This is a genomic window from Spirosoma sp. SC4-14, assembly GCF_037201965.1.
In the GTDB taxonomy this organism is placed as follows: Bacteria; Bacteroidota; Bacteroidia; order Cytophagales; family Spirosomataceae; genus Spirosoma.
This window is the reverse complement of sequence record NZ_CP147518.1, coordinates 5247895-5265096: the sequence shown is the minus strand read 5'-3', so window position 1 is coordinate 5265096 and position 17202 is coordinate 5247895. Positions and strand designations below refer to the sequence as shown.

The 17202-nt window shown below is 48.2% G+C and carries 12 protein-coding genes; 5 read left to right on the top strand and 7 right to left on the bottom strand.

The genetic code is table 11. The features are described 5' to 3' along the window. Positions 1 to 5: 5 nt before the first annotated feature. The 7 genes from WBJ53_RS21500 to WBJ53_RS21470 all read right to left on the bottom strand — a co-directional run bounded on the left by WBJ53_RS21500 (position 6) and on the right by WBJ53_RS21470 (position 11084). Entirely contained in the window at positions 6 to 488 is a 483-nt protein-coding gene (locus tag WBJ53_RS21500; RefSeq protein WP_338869955.1) for a response regulator, read from the bottom strand. Positions 489 to 773: 285 nt separating this feature from the next. After that, positions 774 to 3911, bottom strand: coding sequence for a CusA/CzcA family heavy metal efflux RND transporter (locus WBJ53_RS21495; RefSeq protein WP_338869953.1), 3138 nt, complete (start codon positions 3909 to 3911; stop codon positions 774 to 776). A 95-nt stretch (positions 3912 to 4006) separates the two neighbouring features. Then, complete coding sequence (locus tag WBJ53_RS21490; RefSeq protein WP_338869951.1) at positions 4007 to 5086, bottom strand: efflux RND transporter periplasmic adaptor subunit; 1080 nt, start codon at positions 5084 to 5086, stop codon at positions 4007 to 4009. 41 nt (positions 5087 to 5127) lie between these two features. Continuing rightward, the gene (locus WBJ53_RS21485) at positions 5128 to 6408 is read right to left on the bottom strand and encodes a TolC family protein (protein WP_338869949.1); all 1281 of its coding nucleotides are present in this window, start codon (positions 6406 to 6408) and stop codon (positions 5128 to 5130) included. Positions 6409 to 6547: 139 nt separating this feature from the next. Beyond that, a complete protein-coding gene (locus WBJ53_RS21480; protein WP_338869947.1) occupies positions 6548 to 7915 on the bottom strand; it encodes a HAMP domain-containing sensor histidine kinase in 1368 nt (455 codons plus the stop codon). Between the two features lie 7 nt (positions 7916 to 7922). Then, positions 7923 to 8627 carry a response regulator transcription factor gene (locus tag WBJ53_RS21475; protein WP_338869945.1) on the bottom strand — a complete coding sequence of 235 codons (705 nt, stop codon included), beginning with the start codon at positions 8625 to 8627 and terminating at the stop codon, positions 7923 to 7925. 162 nt (positions 8628 to 8789) lie between these two features. Then, positions 8790 to 11084: an MMPL family transporter gene (locus WBJ53_RS21470; RefSeq protein ID WP_338869943.1), complete on the bottom strand. Its 2295-nt coding sequence runs from the start codon at positions 11082 to 11084 to the stop codon at positions 8790 to 8792. Positions 11085 to 11955: 871 nt separating this feature from the next. On the opposite strand from WBJ53_RS21470, the gene WBJ53_RS21465 reads away from it, so the two are divergent. From WBJ53_RS21465 to WBJ53_RS21445, 5 genes are read left to right on the top strand one after another with little or no spacing between them, the layout of a single operon-like run. Next, positions 11956 to 12360 carry a response regulator transcription factor gene (locus tag WBJ53_RS21465; RefSeq protein ID WP_338869941.1) on the top strand — a complete coding sequence of 135 codons (405 nt, stop codon included), beginning with the start codon at positions 11956 to 11958 and terminating at the stop codon, positions 12358 to 12360. 32 nt (positions 12361 to 12392) lie between these two features. Beyond that, the gene (locus WBJ53_RS21460; RefSeq protein ID WP_338869939.1) at positions 12393 to 13565 is read left to right on the top strand and encodes a sugar transferase; all 1173 of its coding nucleotides are present in this window, start codon (positions 12393 to 12395) and stop codon (positions 13563 to 13565) included. Then, a complete protein-coding gene (locus tag WBJ53_RS21455; protein ID WP_338869937.1) occupies positions 13544 to 14488 on the top strand; it encodes a glycosyltransferase family 2 protein in 945 nt (314 codons plus the stop codon). Before WBJ53_RS21460 ends, WBJ53_RS21455 begins: the two co-directional genes overlap by 22 nt. Positions 14489 to 14508: 20 nt before the next feature. Beyond that, positions 14509 to 15702, top strand: coding sequence for a glycosyltransferase family 2 protein (locus tag WBJ53_RS21450; protein ID WP_338869935.1), 1194 nt, complete (start codon positions 14509 to 14511; stop codon positions 15700 to 15702). A gap of 27 nt (positions 15703 to 15729) precedes the next feature. Further along, positions 15730 to 17190 (top strand): O-antigen ligase family protein, encoded by a 1461-nt coding sequence (locus WBJ53_RS21445; RefSeq protein WP_338869933.1) that lies wholly within the window; start codon positions 15730 to 15732, stop codon positions 17188 to 17190. Positions 17191 to 17202 lie beyond the last annotated feature (12 nt).

Sequence of the window (17202 nt, the reverse complement as noted above, 5' to 3'; positions counted from 1 at the left end):
GCGCATCAAACCGAAAAATAGATTGGAGGCAGGGTAACGGTTTCCCACCAATAGGAGCGCAACTCCTGAAAGTATTTTAGCCACTCGTCATTTTTTACGGGTTTTACCATATAAGACGAACTTCCCCGCCGATACGACTCTGCAATGTCGGCCGGGTTGTTTGAGTTACTTAACATGACAACCGGAATTTGTCTGCATGGCGAGGACATTCCTTTAATTTGGTCGAGGAGTTGCCAGCCATCCTGACGCTCTGGCAGATACAAATCCAGTAGAATTAATTTAGGCATATCCCACTCCTGAATGCTCCACTCGTTCAGGAGCGATAGCGTTTGTTCGGGCGACTTCGCCCAGTGGAGGTTTATTTCCGGCAGTGAGCGTTGCATGGCTTTTTCGATCAAAACCCACTGGTCTGGATTATCGTCAATGATTAGCACATTCGCTCGGTTGAAATTGGCTTTTATGGGTCGGTAATCTTCGTTGAGGATCATAGGCACTAAAGAGTGAAGAAGCGTACAGTATAATATGACTCCTAATAAGAATAACTATCCAAACTTTTGTTTGATTAAGTATTGCTCATTAAAAATCCAGAGCAATAGTGTTTGTTTACTGTTTTTTTATGGGTAATAGTCTGATAAACAACGCATTAATTTTATGTTTGTGCTGAGTTTATTTTCTGTCGTTAGGCTCACGAAGGCAAGTCCCCGCCCTTAATCAAGAGCGGGGGCACAGAAATCCCCTCTTTAATTTCTTACCCTGGTAAGCGTACGGATTCATCAATACAATTCTGCGGGTTCCATTGTATTGCCTCGGTTGGGAGCCAGGGTCATTTTTTTACGATAGAACAGCCTGTAAATGATCGGGAAAATCAGTAGCGTTAGAACGGTTGCTGTGATGAGTCCCCCAATAACCACAATAGCCAATGGTTTTTGGGTTTCGGAGCCGATTCCGGTGGATATCGCTGCCGGAAACAGGCCAATAGCGGCCATGAGGGCTGTCATAACTACGGGCCGGATACGCGATTGAACACCCTCCCGAATGGCGCTGTCGAGAGGCATGCGGGCCTGGCGGTTTTTGTTGAAAACCGAAATCAGAATTACCCCGTTTTGCACACAGATTCCAAACAGGGCAATGAACCCTACTCCGGCCGATATACCGAAGTTTACGCCTGTTGTGTGTAGGGCCAGAATACCGCCAATCAACGCAAACGGAACATTGAGCAGCACCAGCCCGGCATCTTTCGCATTGCCAAAGGTGATAAATAGAATCACAAAAATGGCGGCAATGCTGATCGGAACAACCTTTGCCAACTGGTCGGTTGCCCGTACCTGGTTCTCAAATTCGCCTACCCATTCGACGGAGTAGCCTTTTTCGAGTTGAAGCTTCTCGCGAACGCGCTGCTGGGCTTCGGCAATGGTGCTACCCAGATCGCGGCCGCGTACCGAAAATTTAACCCCAATAAACCGCTGGTTCAGGTCGCGGTAGATAAATGCAGGCCCGGTTATTTGCCGAATCGTAGCAATTTCTTTCAGGGGAATTTTGCCGCCACTCATGGTTGGCACCATCAGCCGCATAATGTCGTCGTCGGTTTGGCGGTATTGGGGCAGAAACCGCACCCGAATATCAAATTTGCGTTCTCCTTCGTAAAGGATAGATGCGGTTTTACCGCCAATGGCCATTTCGATCACGGCCTGCGCATCGGCTGTATTGACTCCATAGAGTGCCATTTTATGATCGCTGAACAGAATGCTCATTTCGGGCTGACCTACGTTGCGGATAATCCCCAGATCTTTAATGCCATCGACATTCCTGACTGCATCCAGCGCCTGATTGGCATATTTCTCCAGTTCATAGACATCGCTGCCGAAAATCTTGATTCCATTACTGGCTTTGTAGCCCGCTACTGCCTCCGCAACATTATCGATAATGGGCTGGGAGTAATTGTAAAGCACACCGGCATAGTTTCGGAGTTTGACATCCATTTCGTCGGTTAGCTGCTCGGTAGTGATGGTTCGGGTCCACTCGTCTTTCGGTCGCAGATCGACCTGAAACTGACAGAAATAGAAGCCATTCGGGTCGGTACCGTCGTTGGAGCGGCCAACCTGCGAGAGTACCTGTTTCACTTCGGGGAACGATTTCAGATCCTGCCGAATGGTTTTAGCCATCGCTACACTTTCGGGTAGCGACATGCTCATGGGAAGTTCGGCTGTTACCCACAAAGCCCCTTCGTTGAGCTGTGGTAGAAATTCGGTACCGAGCAGGCTCGACGAAAAAAACGTAGTAATCATGAAGCCGATGGCTCCTGCCAGACTAATCCGACGATTGCGATAGCACCAGCCAAAGGCCCGCATCACAATCCGTTCAAAAAAATGGACTACCGGATTATTTTTCTCCCGAACGTTTTTCTTTAGCAGTAGGGAGCATAGAACGGGCACTAGGGTGAGAGTGAACAACAACGCTCCTAACAGGGCGAATCCGAGTGTCCAGGCCAGGGGCGAAAACATCTTGCCTTCTACTTTCTGAAATGAGAAAATAGGCAACAGGGCCGTAATGATGATCAGCTTGGAAAAGAAGACCGCTTTGCCTAACTCTCCGCCCGTTTTACGAATCAGACCAAGTTTGGCCATCCGGTTGTAGCGGTTCATGCCAACCCGATGGGCCAGATGATCGAGTGAAACAAAAACGCCCTCAACCATTACAACCGCACCGTCGATGATGATGCCAAAATCAACGGCACCCATCGACAACAGATTGGCCGACATACCCCGCAGGCGCAGACACATGAAGGCAAACAACAACGCCAGTGGAATGATGATAGAAACAATGAGCGTTGTGCGCCAGTCGGCCATGAATAAAAAGACGATAACAGTTACCAGAATGATGCCTTCGGTAAGGTTGTGCAACACCGTATGGGTACAAAATTCGATGAGGTTATCGCGGTCATAAAACGTAACCATCTTCACGTCTGAGGGCAGAAGGCGGGTATTTAAATCCTCGATTTTTGCCTTGACCCGACCCAGTACTTCGCTCGGATTTTCGCCTTTTCGCATCACCACAATGCCCTCAACCACATCGTCGCTGGCATCCAGCCCAACCTGACCAACCCGTGGCAGATTCGACTCGGCTACTTCGGCAACGTTTTTGACCAGAACCGGGTTGCCCCCCATTTCTTCGATGATGATGTTTTCGATGTCCTGAATGGAGGTCAACAGACCAACCCCGCGTACGACATAGGCCTGACCGTTTCGCTCAATGACATCGCCCCCCACATTGATATTACTGCGGGTAACGGCCTGGTAGACCTCCAGGGGCGTAATATCGTATTTGGTCAACTGAGTTGGGTTGACACGGAGTTCGTAGATTTTGTCGCGACCACCGAAAGCCACTACATCGGCAACGCCCGGTACGCTGCGAAGCTGCCGGTCGATTACCCAGTTCTGCAACGTCAGCAATTCGCGGCTGTCGCGGTCTTTGCTTTCCAGGGTATAGCGAAAAATTTCGCCGGTTGGTCCGTATGGTGGCTGTATTTCGGGTTCAACGCCTTCGGGCAGCGATACATTGCGTAGTAGGTTATTGACCTGCTGACGGGCAAAAAAATCATCGACACCGTCTTCGAAAATGACTTTCAGTACCGAAAGGCCAAACATGGTTGTCGATCGAACATTGGCTTTCCGCTGAACGGAGTTCATCGCCACTTCAATCGGCACCGTTACGAACCGTTCTACCTCTTCGGCCGACCGGCCACTCCATTCGGTAACTACAATTATTTGCGTATTTGTGACATCGGGGAAGGCTTCGAGCGGAGTTTTCAGATAGCTGAACACCCCGGCAATTACCAGTGCTGCTGTCATGAAGAAGACGAAAAACCGATTCTTAAGTGAAAAACCGACTATGTTATTGATGAGTTTGTTCATATATGTGAGCGTAGAGCAGAGGCTTAGAGCGTGCGTGGAAATGGCGGAGAGCAGGGGACTTTTATTCGATATAACTCCACGCCCTATACCCTATGCTAATTATTCAGCGCGTTGTAGACCAGCAACTGATCTTTGGAAATAACTTTTTCGCCGGGTTTAACTCCCTTACTGATATAGGCTACGTTGCCCAGCGATTTAAACACATCAACTTCCCGTGTTTCAATTGTAGAGCGATCCCGATAAACCAGCACGTAGCGTTTGGAGCGGTCGAAAATGATAGAACTGGCTGGTACCGTTGCCAGTTGGCCCCCCGTGGTGTAGCGAAGGGTAACCGTAGCGTGCATTTCGGGTCGAAGCTTCATGCTCGTATTGTGCAGTCTTATCCGTACGGTCATCGCTTTGGTGTTAGGATCGAGTACGGTATAAATTTTATCGACATGTCCCTGAAACACGTCGTCGGGATAGCTCAGGGTCTGGATAGAGGCATCCATCCCCTGCCGAACCCGGCTAATATCGCTTTCGTTGACGTTGGCCAGCACCCATACTTCGCTGATCTGGCCAATAGTGAAGAGGTTGTCGGCATTGTCGGAGCGGAGTTGCATATCGCGGTTAACATTTTTTTCGATAACGTAGCCGTCGATGGGTGCTTTAACCGTATAGATCGATGATTTGCCGATGCCGTAAATTCTGGAAACTTCTTTGATCCGATTTACATCGGCCTGGGCCCGCTCTACTTCTTTCTGGGCTGCCACCACTTCGCGCTGGGAGGTAAGTTTTGTTTCGAACAGATCCTGAGTAACTCGTAGGTTTTTTTCTGCCAGCAACAGATCGGCATTGGCCTGAATGCTCTGCCGTTCCAGATCGGCTACTTCGCTGGAACGGATAGAGGCCAGTGTCTGCCCTTTGCGGACATAATCGCCCAGTTCAACTTTAACTTCTTCGACACTGCCACCAACGAGCGGAAAAACCTTAATTACCCGGTTTTCGTCGGCCACTACTTTGCCGACGAGCGTTAATTCGCTTCGAACCGGCTGCGTTATCACGCTATCGAGTTTGATTCGGTTCATCATGGCATCCGACAAACTGAAGGCTTCCTGTTCTTCGTGAGCGGGTTTCGGCTCACAGCCAGCCAGAACCGCGAGGCCAATGATGAGTAGCAGAAAATTGGTTTTCATGATGTTGTTTGGCCAGACCTAGCATCTGGCCGAATTAGGGTTTACATAAACAGATCTTCGCCAACCAGATAGCTGAGTTCTTCATAGGCTCCTACACGGTCGGCTTTGAGCCGATTGAGTTGCTGAATGCTATCGTTATAGGCTTCAATGAGGTCCACGAATTCGAGCAGAGTGAGGTTGCCCTTCTGAAAGTTGATGATTACCCCCTGGTTCAACTGCTCAAACTGTTCGCTAAACTGCTGTTCTACTCCCTGCACCCGGCGTTCTACCTCGCGAACTTTTTGCAGAGAAGTACTAATTTCGTTGCTGATCTGAATAGCGCGCTGGTGCTGGAGGTGTTGTTGATAACCTATCTGACTGCGAGCTGCCCGGATAGCGCCCTGATTGCGATTAAAGACCGGAATATCGGTCGAAAGCGATAGTCCGACGTAGTTATTAATGTAGCTTCCGGCCTGATCATATGCCCCGCCTATACGGACGTCGGGGATGGCCAGGGACCGCTGCAGATTGTAATTTAATTCGGCCTGTCGGGTTAGCGATTCGGTAGCCAGCAGATCGGGGCGCTTGCGCAGGGCCAACTGGCGAAGTGAGTCGTCGGGCTGGGCCGGAAGCCTGTAGCGTGCGAGGGTGCTTTCGTCTACCAGCGGCCTGATGGGTACTTCGACCGATAGCAACGTTCGCAGTGCCTGTTCGTCGTCGGCAAGTTGGAATACGATACTGGTCCGGTCATTATTGAACTGGAAAAGCAAAGCCTTTAACCGGAGCAGTTCGCGCAGGGATACGTTGTTGCGATTGTACTGTTTTTCGTAAGCCGCAACGGTTGTCTGGAGTGTAGCAAGCTGCTGATCGAATCGGGCCAGCGTTTGCTGCTGAAAGTAAATGGAATAGAATCGGGTTCGGAGGTCGAACCGAAGTCCACGTAGTAAATCGAGCATTTCCAGCCCCGTCAGCCGGGCCGCTTCTGAGGCCAGAGCAATTCGTTTGTTCCGTTTGCCAGCCGTATAGAGCAACTGCTCAATGGATACGGTTTTTTGCCCCTGCCGACCCACATCCAGCACTCGGTGGGTTTCGTTGTTATACGTGCTTAGTTCGACCGTAACGGTTGGGTTGTCGCGCAGACTGGCCTGAATAACCTGCGCCTGGCTGGCATCGATCCGAAATCGCTCGGCCAGAAGCTGTAGGTTTTTTTTGAGGAATAAACTATCGGCCTGCTGTAAGGTCAGATAGAGCGAATCTGATGATGCAGGGCTTGTGGGCAAAGCCGATTGGCTCTGGGCATACTGAGAAAAGAGAAGAAAAACGAAAAGTAGCTGCAATCGCATTAGTACTGGATTATTACGATTGCAAAGGTCAGAACAGGCAATTACAGCCGACTTAGAGGAGCCTTAAGGGAGAGTTAGAAATAGCTTAGAAAAAGATTAGAAGCGATTGGGGAATAGTCATTTGACGAATAATCAATGACTATACATGCGGCAGCGACACGGTGAAGGTACTGCCGATGCCTAACTGGCTTTCCACCGAAATAGACCCATGGTGAAGCTCAACAATGCGTGAACAGATTGACAGACCAATACCAAAACCCTCATAAACCCGAGCGTTGGTGGCTCGGTAAAACGACTCAAAGATGTGTTGCTGATCGGTTTCGGAGATACCAATACCCTGGTCATAAACCGTAATATGGCAGTTGTGTGCGTCAGTGCTGATCCGTACCTGAGCTACATGATTGGCGGAGTATTTACAGGCATTATCGAATAGATTGAGCAATACCTGTTTCAGCAGATCTTCGTGCCCGTTAACCAGCGTTTCGGTTTCACTATTGGGAATGTTTTTATAGTCAATTTCGATGCGATAGGACGGTTTGGCGCTCACTAATTCATCTTTAGTCAGAAACACAATGTCGTCGATCCGGACGGGCTGAAACGGAACAGTTTGGATCGATTCGAGCGTTCGGGCCAGAAATAACAGGCTGTTTGTGAGGCCAATCAGTCGATCGGTGTCCGATAGCAGATTAACCAGTACATCTTCATGTTCTGAAACGCTCAGTGGACGACGTAAGCCCAGTTGAATCTCCGATTTAAGCGCAGCCAGTGGTGTACGTAGTTCATGTGAGGCATGAGAAACAAAGCTGCGCTGTTGTTCAAACGCTTTTTCGAGCCGTTGCAGCACATCGTTGAAGTTGATGGCCAGCCGGGCAATTTCGTCCTGGCGGTTTCCTTCATCGAGCCGCTGGCGCAGATTTCGGGCAGTGATGGCCGATACCTGTTCGTTAATTCGGCTGATGGGACGAAGCGACTGGCCCGCAAAGAAAATGCCCAGTCCAATGGTAACACTGAGCCCTCCTAACAGCCCCCAGCCTAGTGTAAGCTGAAGGTTGGCCAGCTTACTTCGCCCAAACTGGTCGTAAGCGGAGGCCAGCACGACCAGATCACGACCATTGTGCTGATACAATAGGCCAACCAGCTCGTTGTTGCCGCTGTATGTTTCTACCTCTTCTTGTTTTCGAACTTCGTCCAGCAGCCGGGCATCATAATGAATGACCTGGTCATCTACGCTGCTATAAATCAACTGGTTGTGGATGTCGAAGACGAGTACTTTTTCATTGAAAAGAGCGGTCAGCGTATTGCGGTCAATAATTTTGAGCAACTCACGGTCCACTTCATTCACTTCAACCAGAAAACGAACGGTTGTGCGAGCCTTGCTTTTCAGCCGCTCATAAAACTCTTCCCGGCGATAGGTTGCTGAAACGGAGTATATTACGACTGAGAAAACAACCAGGATTGACGCTACAATCAGCGAAAACTGTAGGGCGATGCGGTTGCGGATCGTCATGCGGTGCTTATTCCTTTTCCTCTTTTAAGACGTAGCCCATACCGGGGCGGGTATGAATAAGTTTTGGCTCGAAATCGCGATCAATTTTACGACGCAGGTAGTTGATATATACTTCAACGACGTTCGTGCCAGGATCAAAATTAAGACTCCAGACGGTTTCTGCAATATCGGCTTTGGGAAGTACGCGGCCTTTGTTTCGAATCATGAATTCGAGCAATGCAAACTCTCTGGCCGTAAGGTCGATGATTACATTGCCTCGCCGAACTTCCTTCGTTGTTACATTAACAGTCAGGTTGGCTATTTGCCATACTTCTTCGCTTTCGGCTCCCGTATTGGTGCTAAGGGCCAGACGACGAAAGCAGGTGGCAACGCGGGCAATCAACTCCCGAAAATCGAACGGTTTTACAAGATAATCGTCGGCTCCTAACGTGAGTCCTTCAACCTTATCTTCTATTTCGCCCAGTGCCGACAATATGATTATGGGCAACTTTGGGCGTTCGGTTCGAACAGACCGGCATACCTCAAAGCCACTTAAGCCTGGTAGGTTAAGATCAAGAATCAACAAATCAACATCCGGCTGAATAGCTGCCTGACGGCCATTCAGTCCTTCATAAACAACCTCCGTCAGATAACCTTCATCCTGTAGGCCCCGGCTGATATTCTGCGCAATACGCCGGTCATCTTCTACAATCAATATCTTTTTCTGAGACATACAATGCGGACGATTAGTTAATGAGTGACAGAGCGTTCCTGGTTAGGTTATTTATCGAATAAAATAAATAAGCAATCACGCAGAATTAGGTTAGATGAATTAAGTGGTTAACTTATTATACATTAATGGGTTATACGTCAGTTTGTCTTTCGCACGTTCACGCTATACCCGGTATCGTTTCAGGGTTAGCAGGAGGGCTGGTAGCAAAATCAGGTTTGTGAGGCAGGCCATCAGTACGGTAGTGGCTACCAGAACACCTAGGGCCGCCGTTCCGCCAAAGCCCGATGCGGCAAAGACAGAAAAACCACCCGCCAGAATTAAGGCTGTATAAATTAAACTGACGCCGGTTTCGTGGATCGCTGCCGTAATGGCTGCTGCCGGAATAAGCCCTTTTTGTAACTGTTGGCGGTAGCTGGTCAGAAAGTAAACCGTTCCGTCGGATGATAGCCCAAATGCAATGCTGAATATCAAAATGGTTGATGGCTTAAAGGCAATGTTGGCATACCCCATAATTCCGGCTGTTACCAAAAGAGGAATCAGACAGGGAAGTTTCGATAGCAGAATGATGGGAACTGACCGGAATAAAACCATGCCGACCAGGGCAATCAGCAGAATGGCAATGCCCAGACTTTCGTATAAGTTGCCCAGTAGATAGTCATTACTTTTTAGAAATACCAGACTATGACCGGTTAGGCTCACCTTATAGTTCGTATCGCGGAAGAGCGAATCGATGCGGGGTTGCAAATGGCTCATCACTTTCTGCATCCGAATAGACCCAATGTCGGCCATTTGATAACTCACCCGGGCAACCTGCTGGCTACTATCGACGTATGCCCGTGCGGCTGCTGTCGATTTTGTGCCGATTGGAGCCTCAGAAGCCATGTCGCGCAGGGCCATGGCGGGCGGTAATACATAGTATCGGGGGGCACCACCCCGATATGACTGGTAGGCAAAGCGAATGGCATCGACTAACGAACGGGGTTTCGAGAACTCAGGATACTGGCCAATAATCCGTTCCAGCGCTCTGATTTTGTATAACGCTTCGCCCGTTCCCGACAGAATACCATTCGGTTTTCCGGTGTCGATCATCACTTCGAAGGGTAAAACACCCTTGAATTCCTTTTCGAAAAACCGCATGTCGGTATAGACCGGATCATTTTTCGGCAAATCATCGACCACAAAGCCCTCAACCCTGATCATTGGTAAGCCTAGTGCACTGACTAAGGTAATGACCATAATCAACCCATAAACAAATGGTCGTTTATGATGGACCCAGCCATCAATGCGGGTCAATAACTTTTGCCAGGCACCTACCTGCGTCGATTCCTGTTGCGGAATTTTCGGTACGGGCAGATAGCTCAGAATAATAGGAACCATCAGCAGGCAAATCACATAAACGGCTAACACACAGACGGAGGCAACCAGCCCAAACTCGACCAGAAGGCGGCTGTTGGTGAAATAAAACACCCCAAAGCCAATAGCTGTTGTTACGTTTGCCAGGAACGAGGCTAACCCAATTTCCCGGATCGAATTTTCGAGCGCCAGTTGTTTTTGCCCGTGTTCGGCCAGTTCGGCGTGGTATTTATTAACCAGAAAAACACAGTTAGGAACGCCAATAACAATGAGCAGGGGAGGCACCAGACCCGTTAGCAACGTAATTTCATAGCCAAACAGAACAATTGTTCCAATGGCAAAACACACCCCCATCAGCACCACCGCCAGCGACAGCATCACCACTTTTAATGATCGAAACAGTATCCAGACAATTAATCCCGTAACGGCGGCTGCCAGCGCCATAAAGAGTTTCATCTCGCCCGAAACCCGTTTGGTTACTTCTGTCCGGATCGACGGGAGACCCGAATAATGTACGGTTATGCCGGTTTTTTTTGCAAATGCTTCTCCTCGTTGTCGGATAGCTGCTACGATGCCCAATCGCTCTTTGGTATTTAGTTTTTTCTCATCGAGCGAAATCGCAATCAGGGTAGCGTGGGTTTCGGAGTTGACGAGTAGGCCATTGTAGAAAGGCAACGACAGAATCTGTTTTTCCAGCGTGTCGACCTCCTGCTGGCGCTGGGGGCGTTTGGTAACCACCTGATTAATACCCCAACTGGTATCTTTTTTGGCAATCGTATACAGTCGTGCTGTTGACAGTACATCTTTCACCCCGTTCAGGTTGCGGATATCCTGAGTCAGATCGTACCAGGCCTGATAGACCGGCAGCTCAAACCAGCGTTTATCCTGCCAGCCCATAACCATGGCAGAGCCATCGACCCCGAAACGCTGTTTGAAATCTTCGTAGTGCTGTTGAGTGGTATCTGATAGCGGTAAAACGCGGGCAAGCTGATACGAAAGCTGTAAATGAGTGCCCAGATAGGCCATTCCAATGGTAACCAGAATGAGAATACTGAGCCAGAATAACCGCAGCTTTAGTATGCCACGGGCAATTGATAACCACATAAGCGAATCGCATTATAAGATGGAAACCGAGCAGACTATTGTTTCCGTTCGGTTCAGTAAGTGCTACCCACAATTATATACGAGGTGGTAACACTCAGTCCGGCAGGTATCCAATAAACGACAAAATAAGGCCTGATCGTACCGAACAACTACCGTTGGAGGTAAACTGATCAATTCTTTTGAATAGAGAACACATGGTTATGCTCGGTGGTGCAAAGATTCAGTGAATCGTCAAAGATTACAAATTCATTAGACTTTCCATGAGTCATAAGGTAAGTGTTACTGGAAAAATCCAGTCAGCCAGTAGTCGGGCTAAGCTAAAGCTTATTGGATCTAAAGCTGATTTATGATCCTGACAAAAACGTTCGGACAAACAGAAACAAAAAGCCGGTAGCCGTAAAACAAATGGTAGCTGTTACTTAGTTATTCATTTTTTGTCTAAGTATTAATACGTAGTGTTTTCGGTGTGTGGCTATCCTTTAATCCGTATACGAGTAGATTTTGAGCGAAGATTAATGATTTACGGAACAGGTAAGCTATACTATAGCTATTTTTTATCTAAATTCTTGTCTACTTATATGGTTTCAAAACTGTGTTTATGGTTTATTAATACATATTTTAATTGTTAATTATTTTATATTGGTAACATTTTGATTTCTTTTTCTGTTACGCATGTAGTAATCATATCCACCAAAAACTGTGTATTAGGTATGCCGTATAACAAATAATGAGTTAAATTTTTGATTTATACTTCCATTTTTATTGTTCATTATCATTGGATAGTAAACAATTAATTATCTTTACAGATGCGGAAAAGACCCTATTTCTACTTAGGGTACTGAGCTTCCAAATTATTAATAATACAATCAAAATGAAGTCGCTTTATCATGTATTAATTGCCGAAGATGACCCCTTCATCCGTAAAGTTCTCCGACAGACCCTGAAAGATGACTTTGAGGTGATTACTAAAGAAAATGGTATCGAAGCTGTAAGTTGGATCGAGGAGGGTAATCCGGTTGATATTATTTTATCTGATATTCAGATGCCACACATGGATGGCAAAGACCTGATTCGAACATTGCGTTCGAGCCCACTTTTTCACAAACTGCCCATCATAATCCTTTCTACTTATTCTGACAGTGCTACCCGAATTGATTTCCTGAAACTTGGGGCCGACGACTATGTTGTTAAACCTTTTAATCCCATTGAGGTGAAAGCCAAAATCCTGGCCGTGTTGCGTCGTGCCGAAGCCAGTAATGCCGGTTCTTCGAATTAGAACGAAGAAGCATACCTAAATGAGTTGTAGCCATGCAGGAAGAAAAAGAAAAGGGACAACAACCGTTTCGCGTGCTCTATGTTGAGAACAACGACCGGTCTGTGGAGGCATTTAGGCAAATGTTTGGTGCTGATATTGACATCGTTGTTGCGCCAGACGGCCCCCTGGCGCTGGCACGTCTGGATAGTAAAGAGCCTGTAGATATGGTGCTCTATAACGACCGGCTGGACAGCATCGCGTTTCTGAACAGATTAATGACAAAACGGGATTGGTCTAATTTGCCGGTAATGCTGTTGACCGATCGTAAAAATATCGATCTGTCAGCCGATCCTTATCACGGACATGTTGTAGATGCATTTCCATTTAATTATGCCGAAGCCGATTTACGGACCCGTTTAAACTACCTGATTCAGAAAAAGAAATATAGCAAAAGTGGATTTGCCAAGTCGAAATCGGCATCCGTACGTATTCCCGTTGGAAAACGGTTGTTCGATATTGGACTATCTCTGTTTATTTTGCTGATGATATCGCCTTTGTTGCTGGTGGTGGCTATATTGATCAAACTCGATTCGAAAGGCCCAATCTTCTACAGTTCCAAACGTGTTGGAACGGGCTTTAAAATATTTGATATGTATAAATTTCGCACCATGCGGACCGATGCCGATCAGATGCTGGCCAGTATGGCTTCGCAAAATATGTATAACAAAGCTCCGGCCGAGAAACCTGCCGATGAGCGTTGCGAAGATTGCCAGTTGGCCGGTACCGAATGCCAGCGACCCTTATACATGGATCAGAAACAGATTTGTGAGGTCCTTTATCAGCGTGAACAGAAAGAGAAAGCCATGTTCACCAAATTTAAGGAAGACCCTCGCGTAACCCGGCTGGGTAAAATACTGCGGAACACGAGTATTGATGAGTTGCCGCAGCTCTTCAATATTCTTAAGGGGGATATGTCGTTTGTAGGAAATCGCCCATTGCCGCTCTACGAAGCCGAAAAGCTGACAACTATTGGGTATGCCCGGCGTTTTGCCGCACCGGCTGGCCTCACTGGGTTGTGGCAGGTGACCAAACGGGGTAAGTCGAAAGTATCGGATATGGAGCGGATTCAACTCGATGTGCTGTATGCTAAACGCTATTCATTCCGCACCGATATGCTGATTCTTCTGAAAACGCTCAAGGCAGTATGGCAGAAGGAAAACGTATAAGACCCCTGATTTCTCTGATCACTGTTAACTACAATCAGGCGGTAGTAACCTGCGACATGCTGGAGTCGACCCGGCAACTGGACTATTCAGATTTTGAAGTAATTGTGGTCGACAATGGCTCGCGCGAAGACCCAACGAGTCGGATTGAACAGGGAAATTATCCAAACGTACAGGTAATTGTAAGCCCCGAAAATCTGGGCTTTTCCGGAGGGAATAATCTGGGTATTCAATATGCCAAGGGCGATTATCTGTTTCTGCTGAACAACGACACGATTGTTACTCCCGATTTGCTCGATCGATTATTGGAACCATTTTTGCTTGATGCTAACATAGGTGTCGTATGCCCTAAAATTCGGTACTACGATCAGCCAACGATTCTTCAGTATGCAGGCTATCATCCGCTCAATGAGTTTACGGGCCGAACCTGGGCTATAGGTCTTAACGAACCCGATACCGGTCAGTACAACAAACCAGGGCCAACCTATTTTGCTCATGGGGCAGCCATGATGGTTAGTCGGGCCGTGCTGGAACGGGCCGGATTGCTGGACGAAAGCTTTTTTTTATACTATGAAGAGCTCGACTGGTCGGCCCGAATACGGCGAGCTGGTTTTACAATTTATTACCAGCCAACGGCTCTTATTTACCACCGTGAATCGATGAGTGTAGGAAAAATGAACCCGATGAAAGCGTACTATCATATACGTAATCGTTTGTGGTTCATGCGCCGGAATGTAAGCGGTATTTCGTTGCTGATTTTTTACCTGTATTATTTTCTGGTGGCGGTGCCTAAAGCACTGGTTCAGTATACGGTTCGCTGGCAACCCGATTACCTGAAAGCTGTGAAAGATGCCATTGTCTGGAATTTGAGACACACTCCCAAACAGTCTTCATCGATGCCGTTGCCCGTAACGGTAGCTATTTGATTCGGTTTATTCGTTTTTGTATGGAAGTACTACTACTCATCTGCGTCGGGCTGGTTTTATACACCTATCTGGGTTATGGCCTGGTTGTGTGGGCACTGGTTCGTATGCGTCCGCGTCGTCCTGCTGTTACCGATGTGTCGGCCGATTTTATGCCCGATGTTACGCTGATTGTGCCAGCCTATAACGAAGCCGATTGCCTGCCTGCCAAAGTTGCCAACTCGCTTGGCCAATCCTATCCGCACGAGCATATCCGATTTCTGTTCGTAACCGAAGGGTCGACCGATAATTCGGAAGCTTATCTGCGCGACAACTATGGCGATCGTGTTGAGATTTTGGGAGGAACCGAACGGCGGGGTAAAGTAGCGGCCATGAACATGGCCATGCAGCAGGTAAAAACCCCCATTGTTATTTTCACAGACGCGAATACGCAACTAAATCTGGATGCTGTCAGCAACATTGTGCGGCACTTTCGCGACCCGAAAGTGGGTGCCGTGGCGGGCGAAAAGCGCATTCAGACAACAGACAGCGAGTCGGCAGCCGGGTCGGGCGAGGGGCTGTACTGGAAATATGAATCGCAACTCAAAAAATGGGATGCCGAACTACACACCATTGTAGGAGCGGCTGGCGAACTGTTTGCGGTTCGCACCGAACTCTACGAACCCGTATCGCCCAACACGATTCTGGACGATTTCATGATTTCGCTGCTGATTGCAGGTCGTGGCTATCGGGTTGAATATGAGCCAGAAGCATATGCGCTCGAACGCCCTTCATTTTCGATTATGGATGAGCAAAAGCGGAAAATCCGGATTGCAGCCGGTGGGTTTCAGTCGATTGTCTGGCTGAAGCATTTACTCAACCCATTCCGGTATGGTGTCCTGACGTTCGAATACGTTTCGCACCGGGTAATGCGATGGGCCGTTACGCCCTTGTGTTTGCCGTTGATTTTGCTCTTAAACCTGGGGCTGGTTATTCGGGACGGTTGGTTTACGGGCTGGGGCTTGCTACTGGCAGGTCAGGTTCTTTTTTATGGAGCAGCCTGGCTGGGTTATTTGCTCGAAAAGCGGCAAATGCGCTGGAAGGTAGTTTTTGTCCCGTTCTATTTTACGTTCATGAACGTGTGTGCACTGGCTGGCCTGGTACGCTATCTGCGCGGGAACCAATCCGGAACCTGGGAAAAAGTTCGGCGGGCCAATGCCGTCGATGCACTGACTTAACCGGCCGTTGGCATAACTAGTTAGACTATGGCACAGTTGGCTTATTTACTGAAGAAAGAGTCGTCCAACTATTTCTGGTTGTTTAGCCTGCTTGGTGTGCTGTATACGATTGGAACGGGCTTTCTGGTCAGTAAAGTCGGTCCGGCGGGTGCGGTGTTGGCGGTGCTTGGCCCGGTTGGACTAGCTATTGTAATCGGCATATTGCGAGAGCCTCGTTTTGGCCTGTTCATCTATGTTCAGTTAGGTTTCACGGTGGGGTTTGCCCGGTTCCTTCCTGCTTCGATTCCGGCCGGTTTGCTGGTCGATGGTGTACTGTTTCTGACGCTGATGAGTTTGTTTCTCAATGGAAAGCGTATGGAATGGCATCGGCTCCGAAGCCCGGTTTTTGCCTTCATAGCCATCTGGTTTCTGTATAACGTTATTGAGTTATTGAACCCGGAAGCCCCGTATCGACCAGCCTGGTTTTTTCATGTTCGGCCTTTTTCGATGCACTGGATACAAGTGGCCTGCATGGTGCTGGTGATACCCATTACTCGCAAAGACATTCGTTTTTTTGTGAATACCTGGCTCACCTGGTCGTTTCTGGCCGCGCTTTGGGCGTTCAAACAACAGTATATTGGGTTAACTCCCAACGAGCTGATCTGGCTGAATAGTGGAAATGCGGCCACCCACATTCTGTTCGGGCAGTTGCGTAGTTTTTCGTTTTATTCCGATGCCGCTCAGTTTGGTGCCGAAATGGCGGGCGTAACGCTGGTTGCCGTAATCCGGATTTTTGAAGAGAAACCGCTCAAAAACAAACTGTTTTTTGCTTTTCTGGCACTGGTTTATTTCTGGGGATATGCCGTTTCGGGAACGCGCAGTGCGTTATTTGTGATGATTGCTGGTTTTCCTTTCTATTTGCTGTTAAAACGCGATTTTACGAAGCTCGTTATTGGCGTTATCCTGGCGGTGCCGCTCATTCTACTGCTAATGTATACCAGTGTTGGCAGTTCTAACTATCAGGTTCAGCGAATGCGGTCGGCCCTTACACCAATGAACGACCCATCGTTTATTCTGCGGTTGCAAAACCAGGCCAAGCTGAAAACCTACCTACGCGACCTGCCCTTTGGAGCCGGTATCGGTACATCGACCGATGGTGGGTCGCGGTTTTCGCCCTGGCACTGGGCCGCTCAGATTGCACCCGATAGCTGGTATGTGCAATTATGGATGGAAACGGGACGGGTGGGTGTTACGCTGTACATTCTTGTCTTGATTGGAGTCGTGGGCATTGGTATATACCGTGTCTGGCAATTAAAAGACCCGTGGCTGATAAAAACCATGTATGCTTTTCTGGCCGAATTTGTCGGAATTGCGTTCATGGGCTACTCGAATCCCGTACTGGGCCAATTTCCTACCAATACAGTTGTTCTCATTAGCACGATTCTTGTAGCTACTTGTTACCGTTGGGATAGCAGGCAGCCAAAAACTGATTTAGAGAGATACCAATAGATTGAGCCTACC

What these genes read in the sequence shown, in the direction of transcription:
- WBJ53_RS21500 (WP_338869955.1), bottom strand. Translation starts at nt 488, where the DNA reads ATGATCCTCAACGAAGATTACCGACCCATAAAAGCCAATTTCAACCGA.
- WBJ53_RS21495 (WP_338869953.1), bottom strand. Translation starts at nt 3,911, where the DNA reads ATGAACAAACTCATCAATAACATAGTCGGTTTTTCACTTAAGAATCGG.
- WBJ53_RS21490 (WP_338869951.1), bottom strand. Translation starts at nt 5,086, where the DNA reads ATGAAAACCAATTTTCTGCTACTCATCATTGGCCTCGCGGTTCTGGCT.
- WBJ53_RS21485 (WP_338869949.1), bottom strand. Translation starts at nt 6,408, where the DNA reads ATGCGATTGCAGCTACTTTTCGTTTTTCTTCTCTTTTCTCAGTATGCC.
- WBJ53_RS21480 (WP_338869947.1), bottom strand. Translation starts at nt 7,915, where the DNA reads ATGACGATCCGCAACCGCATCGCCCTACAGTTTTCGCTGATTGTAGCG.
- WBJ53_RS21475 (WP_338869945.1), bottom strand. Translation starts at nt 8,627, where the DNA reads ATGTCTCAGAAAAAGATATTGATTGTAGAAGATGACCGGCGTATTGCG.
- WBJ53_RS21470 (WP_338869943.1), bottom strand. Translation starts at nt 11,084, where the DNA reads ATGTGGTTATCAATTGCCCGTGGCATACTAAAGCTGCGGTTATTCTGG.
- WBJ53_RS21465 (WP_338869941.1), top strand. Translation starts at nt 11,956, where the DNA reads ATGAAGTCGCTTTATCATGTATTAATTGCCGAAGATGACCCCTTCATC.
- WBJ53_RS21460 (WP_338869939.1), top strand. Translation starts at nt 12,393, where the DNA reads ATGCAGGAAGAAAAAGAAAAGGGACAACAACCGTTTCGCGTGCTCTAT.
- WBJ53_RS21455 (WP_338869937.1), top strand. Translation starts at nt 13,544, where the DNA reads ATGGCAGAAGGAAAACGTATAAGACCCCTGATTTCTCTGATCACTGTT.
- WBJ53_RS21450 (WP_338869935.1), top strand. Translation starts at nt 14,509, where the DNA reads ATGGAAGTACTACTACTCATCTGCGTCGGGCTGGTTTTATACACCTAT.
- WBJ53_RS21445 (WP_338869933.1), top strand. Translation starts at nt 15,730, where the DNA reads ATGGCACAGTTGGCTTATTTACTGAAGAAAGAGTCGTCCAACTATTTC.